Source organism: Streptomyces sp. NPDC054847, from assembly GCF_053610925.1.
The window spans coordinates 1-16,246 of the sequence record NZ_JBSGZJ010000131.1; the positions used below are offsets into that span (position 1 = coordinate 1).

Sequence of the window (16,246 nt, forward strand, 5' to 3'; positions counted from 1 at the left end):
GCATGTGCCCGCGCTAGCGTGAGCGCATGGAAACGCTGGACGGACTGCCGCTGCTCGCCTTCGCCGGCCTGCCGGAGCTCGAGGCATGGCTCGAGGAGCACCACGGGACCGCGCCGGGGCTGTGGGTCGAACTGGCGAAGAAGGGGTCCGGGGTGCCCTCGCCGAGCGCGGGCGACGTCAACGACGCGGCGCTCTGCTACGGCTGGATCACGGGCCTGCGACGCTCCCGCGACGACGTCCGCTACCTCCAGAAGATCACCCCCCGCCGGCCGCGCAGCACGTGGTCGCAGGTGAACGTCAAACGCGTCGAGGAGCTGAAGGCCGCGGGCCGGATGCGCGAGGCGGGACTCGCGGAGGTCGCCGCCGCCGAGGCGGACGGCCGCTGGGAGGCCGCGTACGCGTCGCAGCGCGACGCCGAGGTGCCACCGGACCTGACGGCCGCCCTTCGGGACGACCCGCGGGCGCGGGAGGCGTTCGAGAGCCTCGGCAGGACGGAGCGGTACCAGATCGTCCTCGGCCTGCTGAAGGCCCGGACGGACCGCACCCGCAAGGCCCGCTTGGAGCGGACGCTCGCCGCGCTGGCCTCCGGTGGCCCGGTGCGCTGACCCGCCGTGCGGCCTCGGACAGCCCGCTGCGCTACCGGAACGCGGACCAGGGCCCGGCCGCTGTGCGATGGCCGGACCCTGATCTCGGGCGCGCGGCACGGGACCGTACCGGACCGTGCACCCTGTCTGTGAAGTTGATGCCGCCCGACGGTGCGAGGCTGGCGCGACAGGACGTTCGCGCCGCCGGGCGGGGTCTTGGGTCGCCGCCCGAAGCGGCGAAGCCGCGATGCGGCGTGAAGGATCGGTCGTCCGCGCCGCGGGCGGGGTCCTGCTGGAGGGTGAAGAGGGGACCGCGGCGGGGCGATCGGCTGCCGCGGAGAACGTTCTTCAGGTCAGAACGGGTCCGGGAGCCTTCACCACCGCACTGGCATCGCACGCCGCCGCGGTCCTCGCTTCAGCCCGCTGCACGCACCACCCCTCATCCGGGTCCGTGCCGCGGGCTCACGCCCGGGGCCGACCTCCCGTCGGTCCCTGGGCGCGGGTCTCGCTGTCAGTCCTCGCGCAGGGCGCGGACCGCCTCCTCCACGCGCTTGCCGTACTCGGGGTCGGCGGCGTGGAAGTGGGCCAGGTTCTTCTCGATGACGTCGTCGCGCGTGACCTGGGAGAGGCCGCCCGCGATGTTGGCCACGAGCCGGCCCTTCTCCTCCTCGGACATCAGCCGGTACAGCTCGCCCGCCTGGAAGAAGTCGTCGTCCTTGGTGTGCGCGGGCGCCTCGTGGGTGCCCGTCCAGCCGTGGACGGCGAGCGGGGCGGAGAGCGCCGCGTCCGTCTGGGCGGGCCCGGAGTAGGAGTTGGGCTCGTAGTTCTTGTCGTGGCGCGAGCCGTTGCGGGTCGCCATGAGGCCGTCACGGCCGTAGTTGTCCGCGACCGTCGCCTTCGGCGCGTTCACCGGCAGCTGGGTGTGGTTGACACCGAGGCGGTAGCGGTGGGCGTCGGCGTAGGCGAACAGCCGGCCCTGGAGCATCTTGTCCGGCGAAGGGCCGATACCGGGAACGAAGTTGTTCGGAGAGAACGCGGCCTGCTCGACCTCCGCGAAGACGTTGTCCGGGTTGCGGTCGAGGACCAGACGGCCGACCCGCTGCAACGGGTAGTCGGCGTGCGGCCACACCTTGGTGAGGTCGAACGGGTTGAAGCGGTAGTCGGCCGCCTCCGCCGCAGGCATGACCTGCACGTACAGCGTCCAGGACGGATTCACCCCGCGCTCGATGGCCTGGAGCAGGTCCGTCTGGTGCGAGTTGGCGTCCTTGCCGACCAGTTCCGCGGCCTGCTCGGAGGAGAGCGAGCGCACGCCCTGGTTGGTCTTGAAGTGGTACTTCACGAAGAAGGCCTCGCCCGCCTCGTTGGTCCACTGGTAGGTGTGGGAGCCGTAGCCGTTCATGTGGCGGTACGAGGCGGGGATGCCACGGTCGCCCATCAGCCAGGTCACCTGGTGCGTCGCCTCGGGGGCGTGCGCCCAGAAGTCCCATACGTTGTCCGGCTCCTGACGGCCCGTGAACGGGTCACGCTTCTGGGAGTGGATGAAGTCGGGGAACTTGATCGGGTCCTTGATGAAGAACACCGGGGTGTTGTTGCCGACGAGGTCGTAGTTGCCCTCTTCGGTGTAGAACTTCACGGCGAAGCCGCGGGGGTCACGGACCGCGTCCGCACCGCCGAGGGAGTCGGCGACGGTGGAGAAGCGCAGGAACGTCTCCGTGCGCTTGCCGACCTGGGAGAGGAAGTCCGCCTTCGTGTAGCCGGTGACGTCGTCGGTCACCTCGAAGTACCCGTACGCGCCGGAGCCGCGGGCGTGCACCACGCGCTCCGGGATGCGCTCACGGTTGAAGCGCGCGAGCTTCTCCAACAGGTGCTGGTCCTGAAGGAGGATGGGGCCACCGACGCCGGCGGTGGCGGAGTTCTGGTTGTCGGCGACGGGGGCGCCGGACTCGGTCGTAAGCACGCGCTTCGACATCGTGACCTTCCGTACGGGAGCTGCACTGGGGACGGTTCGAGGAGCGTAAATACGAGCCGAACGAAACGTCAACAGTTTGTTGAAAACGAAGGGAGAGGTTCCGGTCGGTGCCGACGCCTGGGCGCGACAGGACAGGTGTCAGCGCCGACACCGACCGGAAGTTTGTGGGGTCGTGGTCAGCCTGGGCAGGGGCCTCCTGTGAACCCGGTCGTGCTCAGCCTGGGCAGGGGCCCTGGACGGTCGCTGTCCGGTGGGGGCTGATCACGGGGTGGGCCGCCGCCCGGGGTTGGCCCGTCATGGGCCGGCCGTCACCCCCGGGGTCGGCCGGGCGCGGGCGGGGGTCAGGCCTGCGAGCCCGAGAGGCGCTCCACCGCGCGCAGCAGGGCCGAGTGGTCCAGGCCGCCGTCGCCCTGGGCGCGCAGCGACGCGACAAGCTGGGCCACGACCGCGCCGACGGGCAGCGCCGCGCCGACGTTGCGGGCGGCGTCGGTGACGATGCCCATGTCCTTGTGGTGCAGGTCGATCCGGAAGCCCGGCTTGAAGTCCCGGTTCAGGAAGTTGTCCTTCTTGCGGGTCAGGACGGTCGAGCCGGCCAGGCCGCCGTTAAGGACGTCGAGCGCCGCCGAGAGGTTGACGCCGGACTTCTCCAGGAAGACCACGGCCTCCGCGCACGCCTGGATGTTGACGGCGACGATCAGCTGGTTGGCGGCCTTCACCGTCTGGCCGGAGCCGTGCGGACCACAGAGCACGATGGTCTTGCCGAGCGCTTCCAGGATCGGCCTGGCGGTGTCGAAGTCGGCCTGCTCGCCGCCGACCATGATCGAGAGTACGGCCTCGATCGCGCCGGCCTCGCCGCCGGAGACGGGGGCGTCGAGGACGCGGATGCCCTTGTCGGCCGCGTTCTTCGCCAGGTCGACGGAGGTCTGCGGGGTGATCGAGGACATGTCGATCAGCAGCGCACCCTGGCGCGCGTTCTCGAGGATGCCGTCGGGGCCGTAGGCGATGGCCTCGACCTGCGGGGAGGCCGGGACCATCGTGATGACGACGTCGGCGTCCTTGACGGCCTCGGCGATCGAGCCGGCGGCCGTGCCGCCCGCCGCCGCGAGGCGATCCAGCTTGTCCTGCTCGAGGGTGTAGCCGGTGACGGAGTAGCCCGCCTTCAGCAGGTTCTCGGACATGGGGGAGCCCATGATGCCGAGTCCGATCCATGCGATCGTCGGGCGGGTGGATCGGGAGGAATCTGTGAGGGTGCTCATCGGGGGTACCTCTCTGAAAAAGCGTGCAAGGGAAGTCAGCGGGCGGCGCGCGCCCCGGCCGGCAGCCAGTCGAAGGACTCGGCGCTCGGGCGGTCGCCGGCCTTGTACTCGAGGCCGACCCAGCCCTCGTAGCCGGCCTTCTTGAGGCCGTCGAGGAGCTGCTCCAGCGGGAGCGAGCCGGTGCCGGGGGCGCCGCGACCCGGGTTGTCGGCGATCTGGACGTGGCCGGTCTTCTCGGCGTAGTCGTCGATGACCCGGGCGACGTCCTCGCCGTTCATGGACAGGTGGTAGATGTCCAGGAGGAACTTGGCGTTGCCGAGACCGGTCGCGGCGTTGACCTTGTCGATCACCTCGATCGCCGCCGGGGCGCTGACCAGCGGGTACAGCGGCGACTCGGGCTTGTTGAGCGTCTCGACCAGCAGGATCGCCCCGACGCGGTCGGCGGCGCGGGCGGCGAGCACCAGGTTCTCCAGGGCGAGGGCGTCCTGGACCTGCGGGTCGGCGCCGTCGACGCGGTTGCCGTAGAGGGCGTTGAGGGCCTTGCAGCCCACGGACGCCGCGAAGTCGGCCGCCACCTCGATGTTGGCGCGGAAGCGGTCGGACTCGTCGCCGGGCACGGAGAGCGCGCCGCGGTCGGGGCCGGGCAGCTGCCCGGCGTAGAAGTTCAGTCCCACCAGCTGGGTGCCGGCGTCGTCGAGTGCCTTCTTCAAGGCGTCGAGTTCGGCCTGCGGCGGGGTGGGGGTCTCGATCCACGGCCACCACAGCTCGACCGCGGTGAAGCCGGCCGCGGCGGCGGCCGCCGGGCGCTCCAGCAGCGGGAGTTCCGTGAAGAGGATCGAGAGGTTCACGTCGTAGCGGTGGTCGCTGTATCCCATGGGGTTGTGCGCCCCTTCCGTATTGCGGAAGTCTCTTTCTGTCTGACGGAATAATCTCCGGGCGAGGTGACGGCTGTCAAGAGCGACCACAAAAAAGCGCCTCCCGAGCGGGCCGGAGGAAGGCGGGTCAGGCCTTCTTCCGTCCCTGCTCGGGAGGCGTGCGGGGGGTCGGGGGCGTCCCCCCGCGTCCTGGGGATGGTCCTCAGAGCGCGTCGACGGCACTCACCTTCCAGCCGCCGGACGTACGGGTCATGGTCATCCGGACCCGGTTCAGGTCGACCCGCGAACCGGTGACCTGCGTGCTGGTGGTGACCTGGTTGACGAACAGCAGCACCACGGCCCGGTCGGGCGACACGGACACCACCGAAGCGGCGGGCGCGCCGCCGTCCGCGGGCGCGGCCACGCTCGCCTTGACGACCCCGCGGTACTTCTTCGCGGTGGGGCCGACCACCTTGCTCGTGGTCCTGCCGTACTCCTCCTCGAAGGCGCCGGTCAGATGGCCGCGCGCCGCGGCGAAGTCCGCCTCCAGCCTGCGGTGGTCGTACGACAGCACCACCGGCGCCGCCTTCCGAGCCGCCGCGACCGCCTCGGTCCGGGCCGCGTCGGTACGCCGCCCCTCGGCGTACTCCCACCCCAGCACGCCCACCGCGGTCAGCCCGAGGACCACCAGGACGGCCAGCAGGGCGCAGAGCCGCGCCCGCCGCCGGCGTCGGCGACGCTCGGGCAGGAGCGCGGCCTCCTCCGCCAGTACGACAGGCCCCACGTGCTGGTTCTCGTCCCGGCGGGCCTGCGACGCGTCGTCGGGGGCCTCGAGCCGCCGGGGAGCCGGGGCGCGCGGCGTATCGAGCACGGGGGAACCGCCCGGGCCCGGCCGGACCCGGTCCGACCGCTTGGCGGCTGCACGCGCGGCCGCCGACATGGCACGACGGCCGGGAGAGGTGGAGCCACGGCCCCGGATGGTCGGGTTCGCCACGGTCTTGCTCCTCACTGCTGGTGATACGGGTGTGCGCTCGGGTGTGCCGCCCGCCGGGTCAGCCGACGAACTCGACATCGGACGTCAGCCAGCGGCCCTTCTCGAGCACGAGATCGAGTTGCAGCCGGTAGGTACGGGACTGCCCCTCCGGCGCGGCCTTGTTCGTCACCTTGCTGTCGGCGACGACCAGCACCCGCGCCGAGCGCTCGTCGGCCCGCGCTATGCCCGCCTCGAGCACCTGCCCCTCCGAGACGGACCTGTTGGCGGCGACCAGCTTGGTCAACTCGCCTGTCTGCGCGGCGAACTGCTCCTTGAAGTCGCCCGTCGCGCCCTTCAGGACGTTCGTGCTGTCCCGCTCGTAGTGCCGGTAGTCCAGCGACGTGAAGTTCAGCGCCGACTGGCGGGCGGCGGCCAGGATGTCCTGGTGCCGCTGCGCCTGCGCGCGCTGCTCGTACACCTCGACGCACAGCCAGCCGCTGAGGGCCGTGACCGCTACGGTCGCCACGGCGAGCGTGGCCGGCAGCGCCCTGCCGCGCCGCGCGGCCGCTGCCGTCCTGCCGCCGATCCGCCGCAGCGCCGCCACGAGTCCGGGCCGCCGCGTCCCCCCTTCGGGGGTGTCGTGCTCGCCCGCGGTGTCCCCGGGGGCGCTCGTCTCGGGCGTGCCCTCGGACGCCGCGCCCTTCGGCGCGCTGCCCTTGCCGGCGGCGTCCTCCGCCGCGCCGTCGTCGCGTGCCGCGTCCACGGGCGCGGTGTCCTCGCGGGCGTCGTCCGCGCTCATGCCATCGGTCCCACGAGCAGCCATTGCCACGAGTCCTTTCCGAACGTGCTCTGTTCTCCGCCCGTCGAGCCGATCTCGAGGAGCGTGCCGCCCGGCCCGGCGAGGGTGCCGGTCTCCGGGTCGTACGGGGTGACGTGCGCCGCCTGCCGCGCGCCGCCGGACCGCGAAGGGCCCGGCGCGTTCTGCGCGCCGCGCACGGACGTGCCGCTGCCGCGCGGCTCGGTGCAGCGCGCCCCGGTGTCGGCGGGCCGCTGAGAGGTGTCCGCCGGGTCGCGCCGCTGTGTGCCGTACCCCTGGCGGCACGGCGGCGGGTCGTCGGCGTTCACGACCATGCCGAAGTGGGTGGTGCCGTCACCGGGGATCACGGTGTAGCTGCCGGCGACGATCACCGGGAACGTCACCAGCGCCTGCTCCACACCGGGCAGGCGCGCCACCGTGACCTGGCCGCCGCTGATCAGGTTGGAGAGCAGCACCGGCAGATGCGTCTCGTTGGACTTCAGCAGCGAGTCGACCTCCTGCGCCGCCGGGGCGGTGTTGCCGACCAGCCGCCGCAGATCGCCGTCGCGTGCCTTGAGTTCCGCGGTCAGCGCGGCCAGGTCGCGGGAGAACGACTTGATGGCCGACCCCTTGTCGCTCTGGGTCTTCAGCACCACCCGTGAGTCCTCGATGAGCGAAGTCGTCTCCGGAAGGTTCTCGGAGGCCGACTCCACCAGCAGGTTCCCGGAGTCGACCAGCCTGCTCAGATGCGGCCCGGTGCCGGCGAACGCCTTGCCGAGTTCGTCGACCGTGACCCGCAGATCGTCCTTGCCGACCGAGTTGACCAGCCGGTCCAGGCTGAGGACGAGCGCCGTCGTGGGCAGCGGGACCCTGGTGTCGGCGCGCGGGATCTCGCTGCCCTCGTCCAGATACGGGCCGCCGGAGCGGCGCGGCTGGAGGTCGACGTACTGCTCGCCGACCGCGGAACGGTTCGCCACCACGGCCAGCGTGTTTGCCGGTATCCGGGTCCCGTCCTCGATGTCCAGCGCCACGGAGACACCGTCCGTGCCGGCGAGCCGCAGCTCCCCGACCCGGCCCACCGGAACGCCCCGGTAGGTGACCTCGGCGCCCTGGAAGATGCCACCGGAGTCGGCGAAGTCGGCCCGCACGGTGTAGCCGCGGTCCAGCACGCTGTCCACCAGGCCGGTGTAGCGGGCGCCGACGTACGAGCACCCCACCGCGGTGACCGCGGCGAAGGCGACCAGCTGGGCCCTGACCGTACGTGTGATCACGGCTGCATCCCCTTCAGCATCAGTTCGGCCAGGGCCAGGTCGATCCCCGCGGGCAGCCGCCGTCCGTCGCCGTCCCGGTGGGCGACCTGGCTGCCGGTGCACACCGGCGGACACAGCGGCCCGTCGCCGCCGGGGGGCGGCGGTGCGCCCGGCGTCGGTGCGCCGGGAACCTCGGGTGGCGCCGTCGGCAGGGGCGCTTGCGGCAGGCCGGGCACCTCGGGCAGGTCGGGCGTCCCGGGAACCTGCGGCGGCTCCGGTGTCCCCGGACCGCCCGGGCCCGGGGGTTCCTCCGCGAGGTTGCCGTAGACGCTCGCGAGGTCCAGGTCCGCGGTGATCTTGAGGTTGACGTAGTCGCCCTTGATGGCGCCGGTCACGTTCCGGGGGAACGGATAGGTCGTCAGGAGTTCCAGCGAGTTGGGGAGATCGCTGCCGGCCTTGTTCAGCTGCTGCAGGATCGGCTGGAGGCTCCTGAGGTTGGCCACCGTGTCCGCGCGGGAGGTGTTGATCACCTTGGTGCCCGTCTTCCCCAGCTCGGAGAGCGAGGTCAGCATCGCCGTCAGGTCGCTGCGCTGGTCGGCCAGGACCTTCAGCGCGCCGGGCACCGTGTCCACGGCCTGCGCGATCGTCTTCTTCTCGGCGGCCAGCCGCTTCGCCAGCCGGTCGATGCCCTTGAGCGCCCGGACGATCTCCTTGCGCTGCTTGTCGAGCCCGCCGATGAACGTGTCCAGCTCGCCGAGCAGGTCCTTGACCCGGTTCTCCCGGCCCTCCAGCGCCTTGTTCAACTCCACAGTAATCGTCTTGAGTTGCGCCACGCCGCCGCCGTTCAGCAGCGCGGAAAGGGCGGAGAGCACCTCCTCGATCTCCGGGTTGCGTCCGGTGCGCGACAGCGGGATGCGCGCACCGTCGGTGAGCCGCCCACTGGCCTCGATGCCGACCGGCGGGGACAGGGCCACGTACTTCTCGCCGAGCATGCTGGTCTGCCGCAGCTCGGCGACGGCGTTGCCGGGCAGCTTCACGTCGTCCGCGATACGCAGGCGTACCCGGGCGTGCCAGCCGACCAGTTCCACCTTCTCGACCGCGCCCACGGTGACGTTGTTGACCTTCACCGCCGACTGCGGGACCAGGTCCAGGACGTCCCTGAAGTCCGCCGTCACGTGGTAGGCGTTGCCGTCGGCGGCGGCGCCGCCGGGCAGGTCCACGTCGTACAGGCCGTTGAAGTCGCAGCCGGTGAGCAGTACGGAGCCCATGGCGGTGGCCAGGGCCACGGCCCGGTGCCTGCGGGGTGCACTCATGCGCGTGCCTCCAGGATTCCGCCGAGCGTCCGGTCGACCTGGCCGGAGCCCGGCACCGCGCCGGCGTGCGGCACCTCGGGCAGCGAGTCGAACAGCTCGTCCAGCTCCGCGCAGTCGGGGTTCTTGCCCCCGGCATCGCCCGTCGTCCTCAGCAGCGAGCACAACAGCGCCGCCGGATCCTGCGGATGGTCGGGGTTGTTGCGGGTGTCGAGGGTGCCTGACGACGGGTTGTAGGCGTTCTGGAGGTTGGACAGGCCGGTGGGCGCGACCTCCAGCAGCTCCGCCAGCGCCGCCCGTTGGGTCACCAGCACCTTGGTGACCTTGCTGAGTCCCTTCACGTCCTCGGTCAGCGCCTTCTTGTTGTTCTTCACGAACCTGGAGACGTCGCCGAGCGCCGCCCCCAGATGCCTGAGGGCCGCCGCGAGGTCCTTGCGCTCCCCGGCGAGCTGATCGGCGACCGCGGCGAGACTGTCGTTGAACGACCGCACGCTCTTGTCGTCGGCGGCGAGCGCCGCGGTGAACACCTGAAGATTGCGTACGGTCCCGAACAGGTCGTCCCGGCCGTCCGACAGCGTGGTGACGGCGAGGGACAGGTCCTCCACCGTCCGGTGCATCTGTTCGCCCTGGCCGTCGAGATTGGCGGCGCTCACCCCCAGCAGCCGCGCGAGCGAGCCGTCCTCGTTGGCGCCCTTCGGACCGAGCGCCTCGGCCGTCGTGTGCAGGCTGTCGAAGACCCGGTCCAGCTCCACCGGCACGGCCGTGCGGCTCTGAGGGATCACCGCGCCGTCGCGCATCACGGGCCCGCCCCGGTACACCGGCAGCATCTGCACGTAACGGTCGCTGACCACCGAGGAGTTGATGATGGCGGCCTGGGCGTCGGCGGGGATCTTGCGCCCGGGCTCGTACTCGAGCTCCACGCGCACCCGGCCGCCCTCGGGAACGATCTCGGTGACCTTACCGACGCGTACGCCGAGCACCCGCACGTCGGAGCCCGGGTAGATGCCCACGGTGCGCGGGAAGTACGCGGTGACGCGGACCGGTTCCTCGCGCGGCCACAGCACGACCGCGGCGCAGACCAGCAGCGCCGCGACGGCGGCGGCGGCCGTCAGCCGGGCCGTACGGCCCTTCGGATCGAAGCGGATACGGCCCTTCATCGCGAGCCTCCTGTCCGGGGGACCACCGGAGCGGCGACCATGTTCTGGATGTAGCTGTCGAACCAGCGGCCGTTGCCGAGGGTGTTGGTGAAGACCCGCACGTACGGGGCGAGCAGCGCGACGCTGCGGTCGAGGCTCGCCTGGTTGCGCTCCAGCATCCGCACCACCTGGTTCAGCCCGCTCAGCGCCGGGCCGATCTCCTTCTCGTTGTCCGCGACCAGGCCGGAGAGCTGGATGCCGAGTGCGGCGGAGCTCTTGAGCAGCGCGTGGATCGCCGCCCGGCGCCGTGTGATCTCCTTGAACAGCGCGTCGCCGTCCTTGACCAGGGTGGTGAACTCACCGGACCGTTCGGAGAGGATCTTGGTGACCGAGTCGGCGTGCTTCAGCAGCTCGCGCAGGTCCTCGTCACGCGAGGCCACCGTCTTCGAGATCCTCGACAGGCCCTTGATGGAGGCGCGTACCTCTTCGGGCGAGTCCTCGAAGGTCGTCGAGATGGTGTCCAGAGCCTTCGCCAACTGCTCCGTGTCGACCTTTTCGCTGGTCGTCGTCAGATCGCTGAAGGCCTGGACGACGTCGTAGGCCGGGGTGGTGCGCTCCAGCGGGATCTCGCTGCCGGGCCGCAGCTGTCCCGACCCCTTCGGCTGGAGGGCAAGGTACTTCGCGCCCAGGATCGTCTTGATCCGGATGGCGGCGCCGGTCCTCGTGCCGAACTCCGGCTCGCCCTTGATCTTGAAGGTGACCTTCACATGGTCGCCGTCGAGGTCGACCGCGTCGACCTTGCCGACCTTGACCCCGGCGATGCGCACCTCGTCACCCGGCTTGAGGCCGCCGGCCTCCGAGAAGGCCGCGCTGTACGTCTCGCCGTTGCCGATCACCGGCAGGCTGTCGGCGTTGAACGCGGCGGTCGTCAGCAGCGCGAGGGTGGTGATGCCGACCGCGCCGATCACGACCGGGTTGCGGTCACGGAACGGTGTGCGGGGAAGGAGACGTATCTTCATCCGCCGCACCTCGCCCGCGCCACGTGCAGCTCCGGAGTGATCACCTCTCGGGTCTTCGGCAGCACGATCCGGCCGTCGAAGTCACAGAGGTAGAAGTTGAACCAGGAACCGTAAGAGGCGGTCCCCGTCAGCTTGTCGAGCTTGTTCGGCAGCCGCTTCAGCACGCCCTCCACGGTCTTCTCGTTGTCGTTCAGCGTCTTGGTCAGATCCCTCAGCTCGGCGATGTCGCCCCGCAGCGGCGGCCGTGCGTCCTCGAGCAGACCGGAGGTCGCCTCGGTCAGCGCGCCGATGTTCTCCAGCGAGGAGCCGATCGGTTTGCGGTCGGCGGACAGGCCGGAGATCAGCCGCTGGAGCTGCTTGAGCAGTCCGGAGAACCGGGCGCCTCGCTTGTCCAGGGTCCGGAGCATGGTGTTGAGGTTGTCGATCACCGACCCGATCAGCTCGTCCCGGTCGGCGAGGGTCGTGGTCAGGGACGCGGTGTGCGCGAGGAGGCTGTCGACCGTTCCCCCCTCGCCCTGCAACGTCTTGATGATCTCGGTGGCGAGCTGGTTGACGTCTTTCGGGCTGAGCGCGGCGAACAGCGGCTTGAAGCCGCCGAGCAGGGCGTTCAGGTCGAGCGCCGGCTGGGTCCGGGCCAGCGGGATCGTGGCGCCGGGCTTCAGCCGGGTGCCGTCGCCCGCGCCCTCCGTCAGGGCGACGTAGCGCTGTCCGACCAGGCTCCGGTAGCGGATGACCGCTCCCGTGCTGGTCAGCAGCGGCCGGTCGCGGGTGACGGTGAACGTCACCTCCGCCAGCGTGCGGTCCTTGATGCGGATGGCCTCGACCTCGCCGACGCGCACTCCGGCGACGCGGATGTCGTCGCCCTCCTCGAGGCTGGTGACATCGCTGAACACGGCACGGTAGGTGTGCTGCGGGGCGAAGGAGATGTTGACGATCGTCGCCGCGAGCAGCGTCGTCGCCAGGACCGTCACCGCGGCGAAGAGAAGGAACTTGACCAACGGTGCCGCGGTCGCGGTCGCTCGTGACGCCTTCATGCCACACTCACCGCCGTCCCGCGTGCCATGGGCCCGAACAGCAGCGTCGCCACCGCGGGAACCCGGTCGGCGGGCACCCCCAGGACCGGCGCGACCAGCGAGCCCACGGCCCGCTGCTCGGCCGCCGTCGCGGAGACCGGGCCGGCTCCTGGCGGACCGCCGGCAGCGACGTCCTTCGTACCGTCGTCGAGCTTGGTGTGCCCCGCCGGCACGGAAGGGCCAGGGATGCCTCGGCAGTTCGGGCCGGAGCGCTCGGCATAGCGCGGTTCCTCACCGGGTCGGTACGCGGGTCGCGGATGGACGAATTCGAGGGTGATGCGCATCTCGCCGCCCGCGAACGCCTTCTCCGACTCCCTGCTCTGGCGCTCGAGGCCTTCCAGCAGGCACGGGTACTCGGGCGAGTAGCGGGCGAACAGGTCGAGCGTCGGGCGGGAGACACGGCCCAGGGTGATCAGCCGCTCGCCGTTGTCGTCGAAGAACTTCTCCGCCGTGCCGGCGACCTTCGCCGTTCCCGTCAGGGCTGCGGCCAGCTGCTCGCGCTTCTCCACGATGGTGCGGCTCGTGGTGACGGAGTCGCGCAGGATGTTCATCAGGTCCGGCGCCGCGTCGCCGTAGACCTCGGCGACATCGGCGAAGCGGGAGATGTCCTCCTGGAGGGAGGGCATATGGGGGTTGAGCTCACGCAGATAGCGCTCCAGCCGTACGAGGTTGTCGCCGATGCGATCGCCACGCCCCTCCAGCGCGGTGGAGAACGCGTGCAGCGTGGCGTTGAGATCCGCGGGCCGCACGGTGCGCAGCAGCGGCAGCAGGTCGTTCATCAGATGCTGCACCTCGATGCCCGCCCGGGTGCGGTCCTGGGTGATGACGTCCCCGGCCCGGATGTGCCGGCCCGAGGAGCCGCCCGGCACCACCAGGTCGACGAACTTCTCGCCGAACAGCGTCTTCGGCAGCAGCCGGGCGTGCACATCAGCCGGGATGCGCGACACGTGCTCCGGCTTCAGCGCGATGTCGAGCGTCGCCTTCTCCCCGTCGGCCCGCACCTCGCGCACCTCGCCGACGAGCAGTCCGCGCAGCTTGACGTCGGCCCTCGGATCGAGCTGGTTCCCCAGCGAGTCCGCCTCCAGCGTGACGCGCACGACCGAGGTGAACACCTGCTGGTACGTGGCCACCGCCAGCGACAGCAGCAGCGCGATGACGGCGACGAACACCAGCCCGTACAGCCGCAGCCGGCCGGAGTGCGCCGCGGCGCTTCCCTCTCTGCTCATCGGCCCTTACCCCGCTATCCGTACGGTCGTGTTGGCGCCCCAGATCGCCAGGCTGAGGAAGAAGTCGAGAATGTTGATCGCCACGATCGAGGTGCGCACGGCGCGGCCCACGGCGACCCCGACACCGGCCGGGCCGCCGCTCGCGTAGTAGCCGTAGTAGCAGTGCACCAGGATGATCACGACGGCGAAGACGATCACCTTGCCGAAGGACCACAGGACGTCGACCGGCGGCAGGTACTGCTGGAAGTAGTGGTCGTAGGTGCCGGCCGACTGCCCGTAGTAGCCGGTGGTGATCGTGCGGGCCGCGAAGTACGAGGACAGCAGCCCCACCACGTACAGCGGGATCACCGCGACGAAACCGGCGATCATCCGCGTCGTCACCAGGAACGGCAGCGACGGGACGCCCATCACCTCGAGCGCGTCGGTCTCCTCGCTGATCCGCATCGCGCCCAGCTGCGCGGTGAACCCGGCGCCGACCGTCGCGGACAGCGCCAGGCCCGCCACCAGCGGCGCGATCTCCCGGGTGTTGAAGTACGCGGAGAGGAACGCCACGAAGTTCGACGTGCCGAGCTGGTTGAGCGCCGCGTAGCCCTGGAGGCCGACCTCGGTGCCGGTGAAGAACGACAGGAACGCGATCACCCCGACGGTCCCGCCGACGACGGCGAGCGCCCCCCGCCCGAAACTCACCTCCGCGAGCAGCCGGAGGATCTCCTTCTTGTAGCGGCGCAGTGTCCGGCCGGTCCAGGCCAGCGAACGGCCGTAGAAGACCAGCTGCCTGCCCAGCTCCTCGAGCTGCGGCGGCAGCAGACGATTCATCAGCGGCATCGCTCAGCCCCTCTGCGGAACGATCTGGAAGTACACGGCGGTCATCACGAAGTTCGTCACGAACAGCAACATGAAGGTGATCACCACCGACTGGTTCACCGCGTCGCCGACGCCCTTGGGGCCGCCCTTCGCTGTCAGCCCCTTGTACGAGGCGACGATCGCCGCGATCGCCCCGAACACCAGGGCCTTGAGTTCGGCCGCCCACAGGTCGGAAAGCTGGGCGAGCGTGGTGAACGAGGCCAGATAGGCGCCAGGGGTGCCGTTCTGCAGCACCACGTTGAAGAAGTAGCCGCCCGCCACCCCGACCACCGACACGAGGCCGTTGAGCAGCACCGCCACCAGCATCGTGGCCAGCACCCGCGGCACGACCAGCCGGTGGATCGGGTCGATGCCCAGCACCTGCATCGCGTCGATCTCCTCCCGGATCTTCCGCGCTCCGAGATCCGCGCAGATCGCCGTGCCGCCCGCGCCCGCGATCAGCAGCGCGGTCACGATCGGCGACGCCTCCCGCAGCACCGCGAGGACCGACGCGGCGCCCGAGAACGACTGCGCGCCCAGCTGCCTCGTCAGAGAGCCGATCTGCAACGCGATCACCGCTCCGAACGGGATCGACACCAGCGCCGTCGGCAGGATCGTCACACTCGCGACGAACCACGCCTGCTGGATGAACTCCCTGACCTGGAAGGGCCGCTTGGGGATCGTGCGCAGCACGTCCAGCCCCATGGCGAACAGGCTGCCCGACTGCCGCAGCGCCCCGACGGGCGACAGGCTCATGCGTCGCCCGCCCTTCCGCGCACCGACGCCCGCAGCCGCCGCAGCGCCTCACGGTCCGCGATCTCCGCCCAGCGGGGCGGCCGTTCGATGCCCTCGGTCGGCAGCAGCCGCGGTGTCAGCTCGAGCACGCCCGGTACGGCGGCGTCCGCCGCCTCACCGAGCTGCGCGAGCTCCTGCTCGACCTGGGCGGCGTCCTTCTCCTCCGCCATGCCGATCGGTCCCTGCATCCGCCCGTTGAGGAACTGCCGCACCACGGGCTCTTCGCTGGTCAGCAACTGCTCCCGCGGTCCGAACATCACCAGCTCGCGGCGGAACAACAGCCCGATGTTGTCGGGGACCTGGCGGGCCGAGGCGATGTCGTGGGTGACGATGAGGAACGTGGCGTCGATCTGCGCGTTGAGATCGACGATCAGCTGGTTGAGATACGCCACGCGCACCGGATCGAGACCCGAGTCCGGCTCGTCGAACAGGATGATCTCCGGGTCGAGCACCAGGGCCCGCGCCAGTCCGGCCCGCTTGCGCATACCGCCGGATATCTCGCCGGGCAGTTTGTCCTCGGCGCCGATCAGGCCGACCATGTCCATCTTCTCGAGCACGATCCGGCGGATCTCGCCCTCCGGCTTGCGGGTGTGCTCGCGCAGCGGGAAGGCGATGTTGTCGTAGAGGTTCATCGAACCGAACAGCGCGCCGTCCTGGAACAGCACGCCGAACAGCTTCCGCACCTCGTAGAGCTCGTGCTCCCTCAGCGTCGTGATGTCCTGCCCGGCGATGCGGATGGACCCGCGCTCGGGTTTCAGCAGCCCCACGAGCGTCTTCAGGAACACGGACTTGCCGGTCCCGGAGGGCCCCAGCATGACGGAGACCTCCCCGGCGGGCAGGGTCAGGGAGACGTCCTGCCAGATGACCTGGCGCCCGAAGGACTTGGTGAGCCCTTCCACGCAGATCTCGACACCCATCCGGTACACCCTTCAGCCGTGGAGCGGTCCGACAACTGCTCTACGGGGAGGGGAGGGGCGTCCGTCGCGACGGGGCGAAGATTTTTTCGACGGGGTTTCGCGGGGGTGTCGGGACGGGGGCGGGTGCCGCCTGCGGCGTGCGTGTTCCCCTACCCGCCCCTTCCCGCTGTACCGATGTGCGGCTCCGCCGCGTGGCGGGGCAGGCCCCGGACCCCGTACCGCGCTTCGCGCGGTGCCCTCAAGCT

15 protein-coding genes are annotated in these 16,246 nt (G+C 70.7%); 1 reads left to right on the plus strand and 14 read right to left on the minus strand.

The features are described 5' to 3' along the window. Positions 1 to 26: 26 nt before the first annotated feature. The gene (locus ACWGH4_RS15865; RefSeq protein WP_453460675.1) at positions 27 to 605 is read left to right on the plus strand and encodes a YdeI/OmpD-associated family protein; all 579 of its coding nucleotides are present in this window, start codon (positions 27 to 29) and stop codon (positions 603 to 605) included. Positions 606 to 1,095: 490 nt separating this feature from the next. Here the strand turns inward: ACWGH4_RS15865 and ACWGH4_RS15870 are convergent, their stop codons facing one another. The 14 genes from ACWGH4_RS15870 to ACWGH4_RS15935 form a co-directional block, all read right to left on the minus strand. Then, a complete protein-coding gene (locus ACWGH4_RS15870; RefSeq protein WP_453460678.1) occupies positions 1,096 to 2,553 on the minus strand; it encodes a catalase in 1,458 nt (485 codons plus the stop codon). A 341-nt stretch (positions 2,554 to 2,894) separates the two neighbouring features. Continuing rightward, positions 2,895 to 3,809, minus strand: a complete 915-nt coding sequence (locus ACWGH4_RS15875; RefSeq protein WP_453460681.1) for a 2-hydroxy-3-oxopropionate reductase — start codon at positions 3,807 to 3,809, stop codon at positions 2,895 to 2,897. Positions 3,810 to 3,844: 35 nt separating this feature from the next. Beyond that, positions 3,845 to 4,684 carry a TIM barrel protein gene (locus ACWGH4_RS15880; RefSeq protein WP_453460684.1) on the minus strand — a complete coding sequence of 280 codons (840 nt, stop codon included), beginning with the start codon at positions 4,682 to 4,684 and terminating at the stop codon, positions 3,845 to 3,847. Between the two features lie 202 nt (positions 4,685 to 4,886). Further along, complete coding sequence (locus ACWGH4_RS15885; RefSeq protein ID WP_453460687.1) at positions 4,887 to 5,657, minus strand: hypothetical protein; 771 nt, start codon at positions 5,655 to 5,657, stop codon at positions 4,887 to 4,889. Positions 5,658 to 5,715: 58 nt separating this feature from the next. Next, a complete protein-coding gene (locus ACWGH4_RS15890) occupies positions 5,716 to 6,435 on the minus strand; it encodes a hypothetical protein (RefSeq protein ID WP_453460690.1) in 720 nt (239 codons plus the stop codon). Then, a complete protein-coding gene (locus tag ACWGH4_RS15895) occupies positions 6,432 to 7,703 on the minus strand; it encodes an MCE family protein (protein WP_453460693.1) in 1,272 nt (423 codons plus the stop codon). Before ACWGH4_RS15895 ends, ACWGH4_RS15890 begins: the two co-directional genes overlap by 4 nt. Continuing rightward, complete coding sequence (locus ACWGH4_RS15900) at positions 7,700 to 8,995, minus strand: MCE family protein (RefSeq protein ID WP_453460696.1); 1,296 nt, start codon at positions 8,993 to 8,995, stop codon at positions 7,700 to 7,702. The genes ACWGH4_RS15895 and ACWGH4_RS15900 overlap by 4 nt, the downstream gene beginning before the upstream one ends. After that, the gene (locus tag ACWGH4_RS15905) at positions 8,992 to 10,149 is read right to left on the minus strand and encodes an MCE family protein (protein ID WP_453460699.1); all 1,158 of its coding nucleotides are present in this window, start codon (positions 10,147 to 10,149) and stop codon (positions 8,992 to 8,994) included. The genes ACWGH4_RS15900 and ACWGH4_RS15905 overlap by 4 nt, the downstream gene beginning before the upstream one ends. Next, a complete protein-coding gene (locus tag ACWGH4_RS15910; protein ID WP_441261430.1) occupies positions 10,146 to 11,147 on the minus strand; it encodes an MCE family protein in 1,002 nt (333 codons plus the stop codon). The genes ACWGH4_RS15905 and ACWGH4_RS15910 overlap by 4 nt, the downstream gene beginning before the upstream one ends. Further along, entirely contained in the window at positions 11,144 to 12,181 is a 1,038-nt protein-coding gene (locus ACWGH4_RS15915; RefSeq protein ID WP_453460702.1) for an MCE family protein, read from the minus strand. Before ACWGH4_RS15915 ends, ACWGH4_RS15910 begins: the two co-directional genes overlap by 4 nt. After that, on the minus strand, positions 12,178 to 13,446 hold the full coding sequence (locus ACWGH4_RS15920; RefSeq protein WP_453460705.1) for an MCE family protein: 1,269 nt from the start codon (positions 13,444 to 13,446) through the stop codon (positions 12,178 to 12,180). The genes ACWGH4_RS15915 and ACWGH4_RS15920 overlap by 4 nt, the downstream gene beginning before the upstream one ends. A gap of 6 nt (positions 13,447 to 13,452) precedes the next feature. Next, complete coding sequence (locus tag ACWGH4_RS15925) at positions 13,453 to 14,271, minus strand: MlaE family ABC transporter permease (protein WP_307709063.1); 819 nt, start codon at positions 14,269 to 14,271, stop codon at positions 13,453 to 13,455. A 3-nt stretch (positions 14,272 to 14,274) separates the two neighbouring features. Beyond that, the gene (locus tag ACWGH4_RS15930; RefSeq protein ID WP_159685103.1) at positions 14,275 to 15,045 is read right to left on the minus strand and encodes an MlaE family ABC transporter permease; all 771 of its coding nucleotides are present in this window, start codon (positions 15,043 to 15,045) and stop codon (positions 14,275 to 14,277) included. Further along, on the minus strand, positions 15,042 to 16,001 hold the full coding sequence (locus ACWGH4_RS15935; protein ID WP_453460710.1) for an ABC transporter ATP-binding protein: 960 nt from the start codon (positions 15,999 to 16,001) through the stop codon (positions 15,042 to 15,044). Before ACWGH4_RS15935 ends, ACWGH4_RS15930 begins: the two co-directional genes overlap by 4 nt. Positions 16,002 to 16,246 lie beyond the last annotated feature (245 nt).